This window comes from Shewanella sp. FeAMO, assembly GCF_053653955.1.
Window position 1 is genome coordinate 2265767 of sequence record NZ_CM132201.1, and the last position, 15576, is coordinate 2281342.

A 15576-nucleotide genomic window follows, 5' to 3' on the forward strand; every position below is an offset into this window, starting at 1 on the left:
TTTGTTCATCTCTATTGGCATTCTTTGAATATAGCGCCAGAATCCCGCCAAATGATTCTGGAGTTTTCACTATGCTCAATCCTGCAATGTTTCCTGTTATGGCCGTAGTCGGAGCGATTGCTGCCAATTTAACCGAGTTGGTGCGGGGCGAAAACAGCCGCTGGCAACCGGCGATGGAAATTGGTGTTCGCACTTTTAGTTTGGCCATAGCTGCCTATACAGTGCTCTGGTTTGCCTTGTTGACAGCAGCGGTTTATGCCGGCGGCGATGCCGATGTGATAGCCGGGGTAGAGGTGCTTGGCATCTTCCTGCTGGCGATGGGCATTTACTCACTGTTTCATCTGTCCCGTTTTATCAGCAGCAAATTGCAGCTTTGGATTTATCGGCTGGCCTTACCTCTGGTGATTGGCGGAAGTTTCCTGGTATGTAAGTTTGGGTGATTGCGAAATTTTCGCGTACACTCTCAGCCAGGTGCGGTCAGCAGATCGCCAAGCCTGATGAGAGGATCCCATGGCAGGAACAGAGAGACAGATAACCCTGAGGTTTTTGGCCGAGCCCGCTGACGTCAACTTTGGCGGCAAGGTACACGGCGGCGCAGTAATGAAGTGGATTGACTTGGCGGCCTATGCTTGTGCGGCCGGTTGGAGCGGTAAATACTGCATCACGGTTTATGCCGGTGGGATCAGATTTGTCAAACCTATTCATGTGGGCAATATAGTGGAGGTGAGCGCCAAGGTGATCTATACCGGCAGCACCTCCATGCACATAGGTTTGGACGTAAAGGCCGGCGATCCCAAGGATTCCGAGCGCCATCTGACCACTCACTGTATTGTCATCATGGTGGCGGTAGACGATGAAGGTAAACCTACGCCTGTACCTGAATGGCAGCCGACATCGGCAAGAGACATAGAGCTCAGGGATTCGGCAATCAAGTTGATGGAGATGCGCAAGAAAATCGGCGCGGAAATGGAAGCGCACGTTCATCCTTAAGTGTTGATTTCAAGAGCCACATTCGTGGCTCTTTTCTGTATGCGGGATGCTGAGTTTACCCGTATCAACTTCTCCTTTACGCTGCCCCATGGCAAAATGCGGCTTAAACATCGGCTCGAATTGTCACTCTCGGCTTTGGTTTAAACTAAGAATTTTGCTTTAAACCAAAACCTTGGCTTTACGCCAAAGGTTTTGAAGCATGGTCGGCAATCGGGCCAGCCTGTTCCCGCACTTAAAACAATCAAGGAAATATCATGGCGAATGTCGCATTTCTCGGTCTAGGTGTTATGGGGTATCCCATGGCTGGGCATCTGCAAAAACAGGGGCACCAGGTCACTGTTTACAACCGTACTTTCTCCAAGGCTGAAGCCTGGGCGGCAGAGTTTGGTGGGCGCTGCTGCGCGACTCCGGCCCAAGCCGCCGAGGGGCAGGATATTGTCTTTGCCTGTGTCGGCAATGATGATGACTTACGCCAGGTCGTACTGGGTGAAGAGGGCGCAGTGCATGGTATGGCTCCGGGAAGTATCTTTGTCGATCACACCACTGCCTCATGCGACGTGGCGCGGGAGTTGGCCGCTTTGCTGGCCGAGAAGGACATCGCTTTTATGGATGCGCCGGTTTCCGGCGGTCAGGCCGGTGCCGAGAATGGGGTATTGACCATTATGGCCGGCGGCTCTGAGGCGGTATTTGCACGGGTAAAACCTGTGATGGCTGCCTATGCCCGCTGCGCCGAACTATTGGGAGATGTTGGCGCCGGGCAGTTGACCAAGATGGTCAATCAAATCTGCATTGCCGGGGTGGTACAAGGTTTGGCCGAAGCCATGCATTTTGCCAAGAGCGCCGGGCTCGATGGCGAGAAGGTGGTTGAGGTGATCAGCAAAGGCGCGGCCCAGAGCTGGCAAATGGAAAATCGTCACAAGACCATGTTGAAGGGCGAGTATGATTTTGGATTTGCGGTGGACTGGATGCGCAAAGACTTAGGCATAGCACTCAATGAAGCCAGACGCAATGGCTCGCATTTGCCGCTGACTGCCATGGTTGATCAGTTCTACGCAGAAGTGCAGGCCATGGGCGGTAACCGCTGGGATACTTCCAGTCTGATGGCTCGCCAGGAGAAGTGCCGTAATAAGTAAGGCCAGCGATTGGAGATAACAAAAGGACAGCATCAGCTGTCCTTTTTGGGTTTTGAGTCTGCTATCAGTTGGGCTCGGGGCTGACCACTATATGTTCCAGCTCTACAGGCGCCACTGCGTGCAGGGCGTCCATGCTGGCTCCCACCAGAGAGATTTTGCCATCGGCCGATTCCAGCAGCAGCGCCCGTTTGATTTCGCTGAAGCTGCGGTTATGGCGCAGCAGGGTCGACAGTGCCATCTGCATCGGCATCATGGATGGGTTAAAGGCGGCGTTTTCGGCGTAACGGCCACAGAAGGTGGCGCCATCAGCCGTTTCCAGTACTACCGCACAATGGCTCTTGCTGTACGGGGCATAGCTGAGGCTGGCGTGATCCAGCGCCTCAATCACCATGGGATCGGAGCTTTCAAGCGCCAGGTTTACCTGTTGTTTACTCAGCAAAGGTGTGGTGACATTGAGATCTTTGGGACCAAAGGCGTAGGGCAGGTAATGACTCAAAGGCGCTGTAGGCTGCTTGGGCAGATGAATGCGGATCTCTTGCCCGGCCACCAACTCATTCATAAACTGACGGCAGTGGCCGCAGGGACTCTCGTTGACTATGATATCGACTACCTGGCTTTCACCGCTCAGCCAGGCATGACTGATGGCGCTTTGCTCGGCGTGAACCGAGTGACACAAGGCTTCACCCGGTAGTTCGATATTGGCGCCCATATAGATATCACCGCTCTTGCCTTTGGCGATGGCGCCGACATAGAACTCGCTGATTGGCGGATTGGCCAGTGCCGCAGCAATAGGCAAGAGTGCCAGCAGTAATTCATCATCACCAAGGCCGCTGACCTTGGCCAACTCACTCAGCTGCTGTGCATCCAGATGACCGGCGAACTCATCGTTGAGCAGTGGAACCAATTGCTCGGCAAGTGTCTTGGGCAACTGGTTCAGGCTGTTTACAAATCTGTCTTGCATTGGCCATTCCTTGTTAAATGTTAAGCTAATGGTTATCCAGTTTAGTCAGGAAGTTACAGTGGAAACGGGACTGGCTTCGCAAAATTCCGTTAAAGCGCCTGTAAGTATTGCACGAGAGCCTTGAGAAGTCGCTGGTGACTTTCATTTTCGGCAGTTTCTTCCAACAGATTTTCTAAGCGAATGACATAATCCGGATCGTTGAGTCTTTGCTGACAGAACTCATGCCAGCGCAGTGTTTCTTTGTCCGTAAGTGTCGAGGGATAGTTGCGGGCACGGTAACGAAACAGCATCTCCTTGAGCCTGGGGTCGTCAAAGCTGAGATCCAGCGCCGCCAGATTATCGGGGGCGGTATGGCGGATCATCTCCATCTTGGCCTTATCCGCCGGAGAGAAGAATCCTCCGCTGTAGAGCATAAGATCCGGATCTGTACTCTGGTTGTCCCTTGGGGTATCAAACAGGCTTGCCAGCTTGGCGCGGATCTGCGGATGCTGGCGCAGGCGCTTGTATTGCTCGCGGGCAAAGGCCTTGTCAAATCCAATCCGCTCGGCGGCTTCATCGGTCAGTGTCTTGGCGGTGGCAATAAAGGGGCACTTATTGATATGCACCTGTTTAACCGGTATGGGTAATTCATCTTCTGCCAATTCGCTTCTTGGCGTGTAGAGGCGCTCGCGAATGCTGTCTACATCCAATTCAATCAGCGGGCTGATATCCATATGCAGGTTAACGCAGACAATGGCATTCTTGTTCTCCGGATGATGGGCCACAGGGGCAATGAGAGTGGCACAGCCCTGAGTCGCCGGGATCTTGGAGCTGATATGCACCAAAGGTTGCATATTGAGTACATCGATTTGCTCAGAGACTGCCTGCTTGCGTCTGAGTTTGAAATAGTAGTCAAACAGCCTTGGTTGTTTCTCTTTTATCAGTTTGGCCAAGGCTATGGTGGCGTAAACATCTGACATGGCATCGTGAGCCTTTTCATGGCCGAGTCCGTTGGCCTGGGTCAGATGTTCGAGCTTGAAACTGGGAGAGCCGTCCTCTTTGGTTGGCCAGTTGATCCCGTCCGGGCGCAGGGCATAGCAGGCCCGAACCAAATCGATAATGTCCCAGCGGGAATTGCCTTGCTGCCATTCTCTGGCATAGGGATCGATAAAGTTACGGTAAAAACCATAACGGCTGACCTCATCATCAAATCGCAGCGAGTTGTAGCCGGCGACGCAGGTATTGGCTTGGCTGAACAGGGCATTGATCCGCCCCATAAACTCGGTTTCCGGCAGCCCTTTGCCATTCGCCAGCTGCGGCGTGATCCCTGTGATGAGGATCGCCTCGGGAGAGGGCAGGTAATCGCTGGCTATCTGACAGTAAAAGGTCTCGGGCTCGCCAATGATGTTCAGCTCCAGATCGGTACGTATCCCGGCAAACTGCGCCGGCCTGTCTTTCGCCGGATTAGCGCCGAATGTTTCATAATCATGCCAGAATATGGAAGGCTGAGGTTGGGCTTGACTCATGCTGATGACTTTGGCTCTGTAGACAAAAGCTTATCTTAACATTTTTTTACGGAAATGGGATTTTGCCGGCATTATCGCTGGTATTTCGGTTAAAAACCGCCCTTGGTGAATCGATGGCCTCTGGTTACAATAAGCGGCCTGCCGGCAGGGACAACGAGGTTCGGATTACCCGAAGGGATGCAGATGTACAGTCAGTTTTTCAGTTCACCCACCATAGTCAATCTTTCAATGCCGACCAGGTTGTGCCTCAGCCTGCCAGACAGTGTCAGTGATTTTGTGTTGTCGGAGGCCTTGCGCTCGCCGCTGCTTGAGTGGGTAATGCTTGAAGGAGAAGACAAGGCTTCGCAGGGGCAGTTTATTTTGAGGCTGCAACCTTTTCTGACTCAGCAGTTGCTACCCTTGGAATCCGTCAGGAAGGATGGAGTGTCGCGCACGGCAGGTCAGGGCTTTAGACTCTACTCTGAAGTTGGAACCAGTACTTCAAGTTGCATCGCTGCCCTGAGGCAGGGAGTGTGTCTCGATTTATGGCCGGGGCAGACATTTCTCTGCTCGTTACAAACCGGCAGATTCGAGCTGCTGCCTCTGGAGCAGGATTTGCGTTTGTCACAGGAGCCAAGAGAGATCATTCTGGCCAAGACAGCGTTGGCCGAAGCTCAGGATTATCAAGCCAGTAGTGAAAAGTTGGCGGTGCAACTCAGTGAAGTGACTCAGGCTCGAATCAGGCTGGAACGATACCAGCAGGCGCATGGGGCTAAATTGCCCGAAGGCCTGCTCAACGAAGTCTGGCATCTGCTCACAGGTCTATCCCAGAAACGTCAATGGCTGCTGCGATGTTATAATCAGTCGCTTGAGCGTCCCAATTACCGCCAGAGTGCCAACCATGATGGCACCGAAGAAAAGCTCAGGCGCGCGCTTGAGTGCTATGAACTCTTGTCATCGCCGGAGCTCAATGCCATGGTCAGGCAGTTGACCGACGAAGAGTAAAACCACCTTGGGCTGCAAAGCCCGATTCTGATGGAAGTAATGCATGACTTATATTTGTCCCCTGTGCCGCAGCGAGTTGGTGCAGGACGGAAAACAATGGCGTTGTGGCCAAAACCACAGTTTTGATCAGGCAAAGGAAGGCTATGTCAACCTGTTGCCGGTGCAGAAGAAAAACTCCCGCGATCCCGGTGACAACAAGCAGATGATGCAGGCCAGGCGTGCTTTTTTGAACGCCGGCTATTATCAGGCTCTCAGCGACAGGGTCAACGAGCTGGCGCTGGAGTATGGCAAGGGACAACCCGAGATTTTGGATCTGGGCTGCGGTGAAGGCTACTACAGCGAGCGTTTGCAACAAGCTGTTGGTGGCGAACTCTATGGATTGGATATTTCCAGAACCGCGATTCGCTACGCCGCCAAGGCACATCCCCAGATGCGCTTTTGTGTGGCCAGCGCCTACGACATGCCTTTTGCCGATGCTGCTTTTGAGCTCATGTTGCGTATCTATGCGCCATCAAAAGATAAGGAGTTGGCGCGGGTGTGTAGGCCAGGCGGCATTTTTATCTGTGTATCCCCAGGCCCCAGACATCACTTTCAGTTAAAAGAGATCATCTACAGTGAGCCAAGAGAGCATGAGCCGACCAAGTCAGAGCTACCGGGTTTTGGTCTGCTGCATGATGAGCGATTGCAGTGGCCGCTGGTTTTACCGGCCGGGCAGGTTTGCAATGACTTTTTGGAGATGACTCCCTATGCCTGGAAGCTCAGCGCCGAACAAAAACAGCAGCTGCAGGCTGAGGGATTGGGTTGTGAGCTGGATTTTTACATTCAGGTTTACCGGCGTAATACATAAGACGTAGAACTATAAGATAGGTTTCAACTTGTTACGGCAAATACTCGAAATTTAAGTAAAAAAAACCTCAAGGGCTCAATTAAGTTTGTTGACTTATCTCCAGAATGATTTATAGTCTACTTAGCTTGAAAGTTGGGCTTATTTTTATGTCTTCAATACGACCAGTTCGTCCTGTAAACATAAGTAATACCGGCATTTTCAGCTCCACCGCCGTTAAGGCTTAAAAGATAGTTTTATTTACAGGATTTATATCATGTCACAAGTAACTGGTGTAGTTAAGTGGTTCAACTCTGACAAAGGTTTCGGTTTCATCGAGCAAGAGTCTGGTCCAGACGTGTTTGTACACTTCCGCGCCATCAACTCTGACGGCTTCAAGACTCTGGACGAAGGTCAGAAAGTATCCTTCACTGTTACTCAGGGCCAGAAAGGTCCTCAAGCTGAAAACGTTTCTGTTATCGGCTAATCGCTTTTCGGGGTAACCCGAGCGATACAGTAATAAACCGCGTGAACCTACACTCTCAGGTGTAAGGAAGCGCGGTTTTTTTATGCCTTGATTTTTATGTATTGGCTTTTTATGTCTTCATAGTTAAGCCCGCTCAATTTCTATCTCTTCAGTCTTTTATCTCTTCAACAAGTGGTCTCTGGCTAGAGCTTTTGTTCTAATTTGTAGTGATCTCTCAAATTAAGATTAACTTATTTCAAGCTATTACTCTGTTTTAAAAAATATACCTTCATTTATCCCGATAACCGCAATTGAGTCTCTGATTTATCCGATTTTGGCAGGCCCCCTGGTATGACTTCGGTCAGGCCCAAGCCACTCCTTACGAAAAAGAACGCACTTGCGCCTTTCCCAAGACTTTGTTGGTGAAAATGGCAGGCGTAATGTAGAAAGGGATGTGATTAAGTTGCTGTAAACTGATTCTGATGCAAACTGATATGAATGAGTGTAAATAGCGGGGCTAGGTGAAAATACCCTGGGTGGTTCGATTAAAAAAGTAAAAGCGTGACACTAACCTGCTGTAGACGAAAGAAAAAACCTATGCCAAGGCTAGGTTTTTTCGTGTCAGGGCTCGACAGGTATAGACGAGTGGCTGAGATTCAGGCTGCGCCGTCGAACAGGGTATCTTCCAGTGTGCGGCCTCGCATCAGGCTGCGATATTGCCAGCCATTTTGCTTGAGTAGCTGCAGCAGTTCGATATCCAAGGTGTCCTTCTCCGGTTGGTAACGGATAAGGTAGTTTTGTTTGCCCTTGGCCGAGACCTCGTAAACACCTTCAAGGGCGTAGAGTGCCTCCAGCAGTTTTTCCTGATCACAGTGTTGCATCTGCAGCGTCAGATAGGCTTCGGCGCTGCTCTGCTGCATGGTGACCGACTGGCTCAGTTTACCTTTGTCCAGATATAGCACTCTATCACAGAGTTTTTCCAGTTCATCCAGATTGTGGGAGCTGATAATAAAGGTGGTGTCTGCGCTCAGGGATTCTACCAACTCGCGAATTTTGCGGGCGTTGGCGGGATCCAGTCCGGCCGTGGGTTCATCCAGCAACACCAGCTTGGGGTTGCCTATCAGCGCCTGAGCTATCGCGGCGCGTTTCCCCATACCATGACTCAGAGAGTTGGGTTTTTGATTGGCGACGTCCTCAAGGCCTACCAGCGCCAGCACCCGCATGGATTCTGCCTTGGCGGCTTCGGCGCCCATACCTTGCATGCGGGCAAACAGGCTGAATTGAGTCAGCAGGCTGAAGCCGGGATCCAGGGCAGCGTCCTGGGGCAGGGCCGAGATCTGTCCCAAAAGTCCGGTGCTGCCCGGGCGCTGTCCCATCACAGTGATTTCACCACTACTTGGACGTATATAACCCAGCAGCAGGCTCATTAAGGTGGTCTTGCCGGCACCGTTGGGGCCGACCAGGGCGATGGGACTACCGGGCTCCAGTTGCAAGTCGACGCAATCCAATGCCCGCTTGCCGCCGTAGAGTTTGCTCAGGCCTTTACAGTTAATCAGACTCATAGATCACCTCGCTGCATCATGGTGCGGCCTATCGCCAATAATCCAATGGTTTGCAGCAGCGGCAACCAAGCACTTGACAGTGCCGTTAGCGGCTGGGCATTGAGCATGGCATCTATCTGTGCTCCGGGCACCAGATAACCGATGAAAGAGAGCATGGGCAGCTGAGCATTGATAACCGCCATTACTATCATCATGGCGGCAAAGAAAAGCACCGCAAAAACGCTGGCCAATCTGGCCGAGCTTGCCCAGAGTGAGAACAGCGCCATCAGGGCGGTGTAGGGCAGCAGGATCAATACCAGATTGAGTGTCATCATCAAGCCGGAAGTCAGCGCGGGTAGCACCAACGCCATATCCCGGCTCATGGCCAAAAATACGGTTGCTATGACTGTGATGACAACCAACAGCAATTGGATCAACATCATGCCGAGGAAGCGGCCGAAGAAGAGGGCATCGCGGCCCGAACGCAGGCTGAGGAAGCGCAGTGTGCCGCGGTTTTTGTCCGAGGCGAACTGATCGCCGCAGATAAGAATGCTGAACATGGGGAACAGGTAGAGACTGATGACCCAATAGACGGCTTGCTCGGCAACCGGCCAGGCAAACAGTTGATCCAGAGTGCCTTCACCGAAGGCGCCGGTAACAAAATGCTTGAAGTCCGGGTTCAACAGAAAGCTGGCGGCACCTCGGACCAGATAGGCGAGGATCAGCAGCCACACCAAGGCGAAAGCTATCATCGCCAGGGTGCCACGGCGGTGGAAAATGAGTTTATAGAGTTCAAATCCCGCGAGTTGCAGGGCGTTTTTCAGCCCTCCGGGATGAGTGCTGTGAGTTGCAGTTGTCATGTGGTTCCTTGTTTTGCTCCAAATATGGAGTCCTTGCAGCGACCGGAGCAAGCACTGGGTTGCCGATAAGACGCCAGCCTAACACCATGAGGCCAGGCAGGCCAACGCCTGGCCGCTATTTCAAGCGGTAGCTGTCGTTTTTACGGTCAATTATGCCAGTTGCGCCTTAAGCTCGGCCAATTCCTGTTTTAGTAAAGCCAGCTCTTGCTTCATTGTCGCCAGTTCTTGTTCAAGCAAGGCTATCCGGCTCTGGCTCGCCGTTTCTGGCTCACCTTCGCACTCACCTTCGCGCTCACCTTCATGGTGAGCTGCAGCTTGATTGGCAATCTGAGTGGTATCTGCGCCGCCGGAACCTTCAGATACACCATCATTCTCGGTGAAGTTCTCGGCAAAGCGTATCTCACGTTTTCCAGGCTCCCTGGCCAGTTGGCGGATAAAGCCTTTGTCTTTCAGCGCCAATAGGGTTTGTTCCACTTGTGGCAGGCCGTCAAATTCAAACAGCCGCTGAGCCCGGCTTCTGAGTTCACCTGCGGTTTGGGCGCCGCGCAGCAGCAACAAACACACTATCGCCAGCTCCGCCGGGGAAAACTGCAGCTCGCCAAATTCAGTGTTACAGAATCTGTGGCGGTATTTTATGACCCGGCTGCCAAAGCCGGATTGCTCACTCAGCAGACGTTTTTTACTCAGGCTGTCCAAGGCTTGCTGCACTTCAGACTCGCTCAGTTCCATCACGGGATCGCGGCTGGTCTTTTGATTGCAGGCTTGGGTCAGTGAATTGAGAGACAGGGGATAAAGATCCGGAGTGGTGACTTCTTTTTCCAGCAGGCAGCCAATCACTCTGGCTTCGATGGCATTGAGTTGCAACATAATTGACAGTTCCATTCAAGGCAGATATCGGCCAACTGACCGACATTTTACTCAGTGTTTTTGAGTTATATCAGAGCCTTGAGCCGATGTCGCGGTTTTCCTCGGCTGCGCCTGTCCTGAATAGGGCAGGCGCGTTATTTTAGCTCAATTCTTTGCCAGTTCTTTGTTCAATTATTGGCGTGGATACCGTCATCTTCGATGCGCAGTTTTCCGGCCTTGAACAGGCCGCCGATGGCTTTTTTGAAGGCCTTCTTGCTCATGCCGAGCTCGGCGTAGATCACTTCGGGCGAGGTCTTGTCGCTGTAGGGCAGGAAACCGCCGGCCTGGGCCAGCTTCTTCATGATCCGCTGTGATTGCTGATCCAACTCCTGACGGTCAGCCTTTTGCAGGGTCAGATCCAGTTTGTTATCGTGACGCACCTGCTTGATATAACCCTTGAGCTTTTGGCCAAACTTCAGCTTACGGAACACCTCATTTTGATAGATGACGCCCCAATGCTTATTGTTGACTATCGCCTTGTAGCCGAGATCTGTAGTACCTGCAATGATAAGGTCAACCTGTTGACCATTCTTGTACCAAGCCGGGCTCTTATCGACAAACTTATCGATTTTGGACGAAGCGACAATCCGCTCGTCGGCGCGGTTACGGTGAACATAGACCAGGTAACTGCGGCCCTCTTCGGCCTGCTTGTGCTGCTCACCGAAGGGCAGCAGCAGATCTTTTTCCAGTCCCCAATTGAGGAAGGCACCGACCCGACCAATGGAAACCACCTTGAGATAAGCAAACTCACCCACCTGAGCCAAGGGCTTTTTAGTGGTTGCGATAGGCAGGTCGTTGGAGTCCAGATAGAGGAACACCTCCAACTTGTCGCCAACCTGACAACCCTTGGGCACCACTTTATTGGGTAATAACACCTGTCCCAACTCATGAGCGTTGAGGTAAACCCCGAAATCAACCTGTTTGACCACTTCCAGGGTGCAACTTTGACCTATTTCTGCCATCTGTTTTTGAACCTGATTAACTTTGTTTCAGCTGCGGCGGATTATAACGGATTGCGCCCACCTATGCCCGTGACTTTTGTTAGGGAAGGTACGAATAAGTCCTCGTGGCCTTCTCTTTTGTAGGGCGTGGCTTGCACAGCAATTGGCGTTCAAGGCATCTGACTGAAGGCATGCCGGGGCCTGTCGAAGTCAGACTTCCCTAAGTTTGAATAAGACTAAAGTTAGCGCTGCTTTTTGCAGCAGAACTGGTTAAGCTGAAAATAAAAACCTTTGCCTATGTTCTCTATCTGGTCCGTCAGCCTGCTGGCACTCTTGTATCTCGCGCTGTTGTTTATCATCGCCTGGTGGGCGGATAAATATAAACCCAAACGCTTTCGGGCGCTGTTTTACAGCCTGACACTCGGCGTCTACTGCACCTCCTGGGCTTTTTTCGGTACCACGGCTCAGGCTGCCAATCATGGTTGGTGGCTGGCGCCCACCTATGCCGGTACCTTGATCCTGTTTCTATTTGGCTGGCGGCTTTACTGCCGGGTGGCACAAATCTGCCGCGATGAAAAACTCACATCCCTGGCCGACTTTATCGCCAGCCGCTATGGCCAGTCTTCCAGCCTCTCCGGGTTGGTGTCTTTTATTTCCGTGATTGCCATAGTGCCCTATATTTCGTTGCAGCTGTCGGCCACCTCAGAAAGTATCGCCATGCTCACGGGCGAAGAGGTTTCCTCAGGCGGATTCTGGCAAGACAGTACCTTTTATATCATGTTGCTGCTGGCGCTGTTTGCCGTACTGTTTGGTGCCCGGCGTCCAAGACCCAGCGAGCACAACCCGGGGCTGGTGGCCAGTATGGCGTTTGAATCGCTGGTGAAGCTGGCTGCCTTTATTTCGGTTGGGCTGTTTGTCTGTTTCGGTTTGTTCGACAGCCCGCTGGCACTCTGGCAACAGGCTCAGAGCGCCAAGGCCGAAGGGCGCTTGAGCTTTGAGGTCGACTCCGGCTACATCTATGCCACCCATACCCTGCTTGGGGTGTTGGCCATGTTCTGTTTGCCGCGTCAGTTTCATATGCAGTTTATTGAAACGGGCGGCGAGGGCCATCTCAGTACGGCGCGCTGGCTGTTTCCGCTGTATCTCATTCTTATCAATCTGTTTATTTTGCCTATCGCGGTAGCCGGCCTGTTATGGTTCGGTAAGGAGCAGGTGGCGCCGGACTCCTTCGTACTGGCCTTGCCGATGGCGGTAGAGAATCACGCCGTTTCCCTGATGGTGTTTCTCGGCGGGTTTTCGGCGGCCACCAGCATGGTGATTGTCTCGGCGATAGTGCTGTCAATCATGATCACTAACGACTTTATCAACCAGTTTATTCTGCGGCGTTCATCACTGGCCTCCGGCAGTCGCGGCCTCAGCCAAAACGCCTTGCTGCAGGCCAGAAGGGCGGTGATCTTCGCGCTGTTGCTACTGAGTTACTTTACCCACAGAATACTGGCCGATACCAACTCCCTTGCCATGGTGGGCTTGATGTCTTTTTCCCTGGTGGCGCAGTTTGCACCTGCGCTGATCATAGGTTTGTGGTGGCGTCAGGCCTCTTGTCTCGGGGCGCAGCTGGGGATCGCCTCAGGCTCGCTGGTGTGGTTTTATACCTTGCTGCTGCCGAACCTGGTGATAGGCGCGGTTGGTTACCAGCCCTGGCTCGACAATGGCCCATTCGGAGTTCAGGCTTTGGCGCCGCGGGATCTACTTGGGCTGGGGCTGGATGATATTACCCAGTCCATGCTGCTGTCGCTTGGGCTCAATTTATTAGTGTATATCTTGCTGCCAGTGCTGCGCCCGGCGGGGCTCGCTGAGCGGCTGCAGAGCAGCAAGTTTGTTATCAGCCGGGATGACAGACGGGAAGGTGTGCCCAAGGCCAGTTTGAGTTTTCATGATCTGGCGGCCTTGCTGAAACGCTTCGGCGAAGCCGACTCGGCCAGTCAGTTGGTTGCCAGCGAGTTCCCGCTGGATCCCAATCACTGGAAAGTGGATGCGCCGGTGCGAACCGAACAGCTGGTCGAGAGAGAGCTCGCCGCCATGGTCGGCGGCGCTTCGGCGAGGCTGATTATCGATGCCGCCAAAGATGAGAAACATCAGGGGCTGGAGCAGGTGGCCGAATTTGTCGATGAGGCCCGCGAAGTGCTGCGCTTTAATCGCGACTTGCTGCAATCGACCATAGAAAATATCCAACAGGGGATCAGTGTGGTGGACTCCCAGCTGAGGCTGGTGGCCTGGAATCAGGGCTACAAGGATATGTTTCTCTACCCGGATGAGGCGCTCTATATAGGTCGGCCGGTGGAAGAGATCATTCGCCTCAACGCCCACAGAGGTATGTTTCGTGGCGAGGATCCCGAGCAGGAAATTGCCAAGCGTCTCGACTATCTGCGTCAGGGCAGTGCCTATAAGTATCAGCGCACCCACAGCAATGGCCGGGTGTATGAGATGCAGGGTAACCCCTTACCCGGTGGCGGCTTTGTGACCACCTATACGGACGTGACCGACTTTGTCAGCCAGCAGCGCCAGCTGGAACACGTCAATGCCTCGCTGGAAGAAAAGGTCAACCAGCGCACCCGGGCGTTGACCCAGGCCAACCGTGAACTGTCCAATGCCAAACGGGTGGCCGAGCAGGCAACCGAGAGCAAGACCCGCTTTTTTGCCGCCGCCAGTCACGATCTGTTGCAACCCTTCAATGCCGCCAGCCTGTTCTGCTCCTTGATGAGTGATAAAGCCAGGGGCAGTGAGCTGGAAACCCTGGCCGATAATATCCGCAGCTCCCTTGGCAGCGCCGAAGAGCTGCTCAGCAGTATTCTGGAACTGACCAAGCTCAACGCCGGAGCCTTCAAGGTGAATGTCAGTGAATTTCCATTGCGGCAAATCATAGATCCCCTCAGGCACGAGTATCAGGCGCTTGCGGCGCAAAAAGGCATTGGCTTTCATCTCGAGAGTCAGGAAGTGCTGCTCAATACCGACAAGGCGCTGCTCAAACGTGTGCTGCGTAATCTGCTCAGCAACGCCATTCGTTATACCGAGCAGGGCGAAGTGCGGCTGAAGACCTATCTTGAAAACGGACTCTTGTCATTGATAGTGGAAGACACGGGCATTGGTATCGCCAAGGAAGATCAACTGACCATATTTGAAGAGTTCAAGCAGCTCGGCAGCCGCGGTAGCGCCGAAGGGCTGGGGCTTGGGCTGGCGATTACCAAGCGTATCTGCGATCTGTTGGACATCCCCTTGCTGCTGGGTTCCCAGTTAGGAACCGGTACTCAGTTTACCTTGTTGCTGCAATGCAAGTCGCTGCCGGGGGCTGTGGCCGCGGTCAAACCCAAGACTTTGGAGAGTGAGTCCGATTTTGCCGGGTTGCGGGTTTGGCTGGTGGATAATGATCAAACCGTGCTCGAAGCCCTGGGGCAGGTCATGGGCAGTTGGGGCTGCGAGATAGAAAAGGCCACCGGCGCCGAGCAGTTGGCTGAACTGCAAGCGCGTTTGCCCTTGCCGCAACTCTTGATAGTCGATTATCAGTTGGATGCCGGTCTCACCGGGGTTGAGCTGTTGGCCTCCCAGGGTTTGTCCGAATTACCTGTGATTATCAATACTGCCAATCAGGCCGAAGCCATTCGCGAGCAGGTTAGTGATGCCGGTTTCCCCTTGCTTTACAAGCCGTTGAAGCTGCCGGCGCTCAGGCGCAGTATCAAGCGTTTGCTCAATTGAGGCGCGCTTTTAAATAAAGCGCTTTGTGGGGAAGGGGAAACCGTTATTCTGGGCGGCTGAGCTGGTTATAGCGGATGCCGGCCTGGGTACGGTTGTTGAGGCCGAGCTTGCGCAGAATGGCGGATACATGCTGCTTGACCGTGGTTTCCTGCACCTGCATTTCATAGGCTATCTGCTTATTGAGCAGGCCATCGGCAATCATCGCCAGCACCTTGTATTGTTGCGGCGTCAGCTTTTCCAGATTTCTGGCAAAGTCCGTCTGCTCGTCATCGGCGTCCAGAGTTTCCAGCGCCAAATCCGCCGGTAGCCAGGTTTCGCCATTGAGCACCTCGGCGATGGCTTCGGATATCCGCTCCAGCGGCGAGGACTTGGGTACATAGGCCGAAGCGCCCAGGGCGATGGCTTGCTGCATAATCGCCGGTGCTTCGGTGGCCGACACCATGATGATCAACACATCCGGGTATTGATTGCGCAGTTGCGACAGTCCTTGCAAACCATTGGCTCCTGGAATGCCGAGGTCGAGAAACACCAGCTCAGTTTCACTGTGTCGCCCGAGCAGCTCAAACAACCCCTCGAGATCGGCGCATTCGCGTATCTGTGCTTCATCCAATACGCAGGCGGCGGCTTGCTTGAGGGCGCTGCGAAACAGCGGGTGATCATCGGCAATTATGGCTTTCACCAGACTCATCCTAAGGGCTCCGGGTTTCAAGTTTTAT

The 15576-nt window shown here is 53.2% G+C and carries 14 protein-coding genes; 7 read left to right on the forward strand and 7 right to left on the reverse strand.

Annotation, left to right across the window (positions count from 1 at the left end; translation table 11 throughout):
* Positions 1-71 precede the first annotated feature (71 nt).
* The 3 genes from ACWAU4_RS10135 (at position 72) to ACWAU4_RS10145 (ending at position 2123) form a co-directional block, all read left to right on the forward strand.
* Entirely contained in the window at positions 72-440 is a 369-nt protein-coding gene (locus ACWAU4_RS10135; protein WP_025888946.1) for a hypothetical protein, read from the forward strand.
* 70 nt (positions 441-510) lie between these two features.
* Positions 511-990 carry an acyl-CoA thioesterase gene (locus ACWAU4_RS10140; RefSeq protein ID WP_025009552.1) on the forward strand — a complete coding sequence of 160 codons (480 nt, stop codon included), beginning with the start codon at positions 511-513 and terminating at the stop codon, positions 988-990.
* Positions 991-1244: 254 nt separating this feature from the next.
* Entirely contained in the window at positions 1245-2123 is an 879-nt protein-coding gene (locus tag ACWAU4_RS10145; RefSeq protein WP_144190511.1) for an NAD(P)-dependent oxidoreductase, read from the forward strand.
* A gap of 64 nt (positions 2124-2187) precedes the next feature.
* On the opposite strand, the gene cdd is transcribed toward ACWAU4_RS10145, so the two are convergent.
* Entirely contained in the window at positions 2188-3084 is an 897-nt protein-coding gene (gene cdd / locus ACWAU4_RS10150; RefSeq protein WP_025009553.1) for a cytidine deaminase, read from the reverse strand.
* Positions 3085-3173: 89 nt separating this feature from the next.
* Positions 3174-4589, reverse strand: a complete 1416-nt coding sequence (gene sbcB, locus ACWAU4_RS10155) for an exodeoxyribonuclease I (RefSeq protein ID WP_096141683.1) — start codon at positions 4587-4589, stop codon at positions 3174-3176.
* Positions 4590-4772: 183 nt separating this feature from the next.
* Between sbcB and ACWAU4_RS10160 the strand changes: the two genes are divergently transcribed.
* The 3 genes from ACWAU4_RS10160 to ACWAU4_RS10170 all read left to right on the forward strand — a co-directional run bounded on the left by ACWAU4_RS10160 (position 4773) and on the right by ACWAU4_RS10170 (position 6883).
* Complete coding sequence (locus ACWAU4_RS10160) at positions 4773-5573, forward strand: hypothetical protein (protein WP_025009606.1); 801 nt, start codon at positions 4773-4775, stop codon at positions 5571-5573.
* A 43-nt stretch (positions 5574-5616) separates the two neighbouring features.
* Entirely contained in the window at positions 5617-6420 is an 804-nt protein-coding gene (rlmA, locus tag ACWAU4_RS10165; protein ID WP_028779314.1) for a 23S rRNA (guanine(745)-N(1))-methyltransferase, read from the forward strand.
* Between the two features lie 253 nt (positions 6421-6673).
* Positions 6674-6883, forward strand: a complete 210-nt coding sequence (locus ACWAU4_RS10170; protein ID WP_025009607.1) for a cold-shock protein — start codon at positions 6674-6676, stop codon at positions 6881-6883.
* Between the two features lie 635 nt (positions 6884-7518).
* Here the strand turns inward: ACWAU4_RS10170 and ACWAU4_RS10175 are convergent.
* The 4 genes from ACWAU4_RS10175 to ACWAU4_RS10190 form a co-directional block, all read right to left on the reverse strand.
* Positions 7519-8424: an ABC transporter ATP-binding protein gene (locus ACWAU4_RS10175; protein ID WP_107111096.1), complete on the reverse strand. Its 906-nt coding sequence runs from the start codon at positions 8422-8424 to the stop codon at positions 7519-7521.
* The gene (locus tag ACWAU4_RS10180) at positions 8421-9263 is read right to left on the reverse strand and encodes an ABC transporter permease subunit (protein WP_208125910.1); all 843 of its coding nucleotides are present in this window, start codon (positions 9261-9263) and stop codon (positions 8421-8423) included. Before ACWAU4_RS10180 ends, ACWAU4_RS10175 begins: the two co-directional genes overlap by 4 nt.
* A gap of 150 nt (positions 9264-9413) precedes the next feature.
* Complete coding sequence (locus ACWAU4_RS10185; RefSeq protein ID WP_392464492.1) at positions 9414-10130, reverse strand: YceH family protein; 717 nt, start codon at positions 10128-10130, stop codon at positions 9414-9416.
* A gap of 167 nt (positions 10131-10297) precedes the next feature.
* Positions 10298-11131: a CvfB family protein gene (locus tag ACWAU4_RS10190; protein WP_044734372.1), complete on the reverse strand. Its 834-nt coding sequence runs from the start codon at positions 11129-11131 to the stop codon at positions 10298-10300.
* Positions 11132-11407: 276 nt separating this feature from the next.
* On the opposite strand from ACWAU4_RS10190, the gene ACWAU4_RS10195 reads away from it, so the two are divergent.
* Positions 11408-14860: a PAS domain-containing hybrid sensor histidine kinase/response regulator gene (locus ACWAU4_RS10195; protein ID WP_208125918.1), complete on the forward strand. Its 3453-nt coding sequence runs from the start codon at positions 11408-11410 to the stop codon at positions 14858-14860.
* A gap of 43 nt (positions 14861-14903) precedes the next feature.
* Here the strand turns inward: ACWAU4_RS10195 and ACWAU4_RS10200 are convergent, their stop codons facing one another.
* Positions 14904-15548 carry a response regulator gene (locus ACWAU4_RS10200; protein ID WP_025888960.1) on the reverse strand — a complete coding sequence of 215 codons (645 nt, stop codon included), beginning with the start codon at positions 15546-15548 and terminating at the stop codon, positions 14904-14906.
* Positions 15549-15576 lie beyond the last annotated feature (28 nt).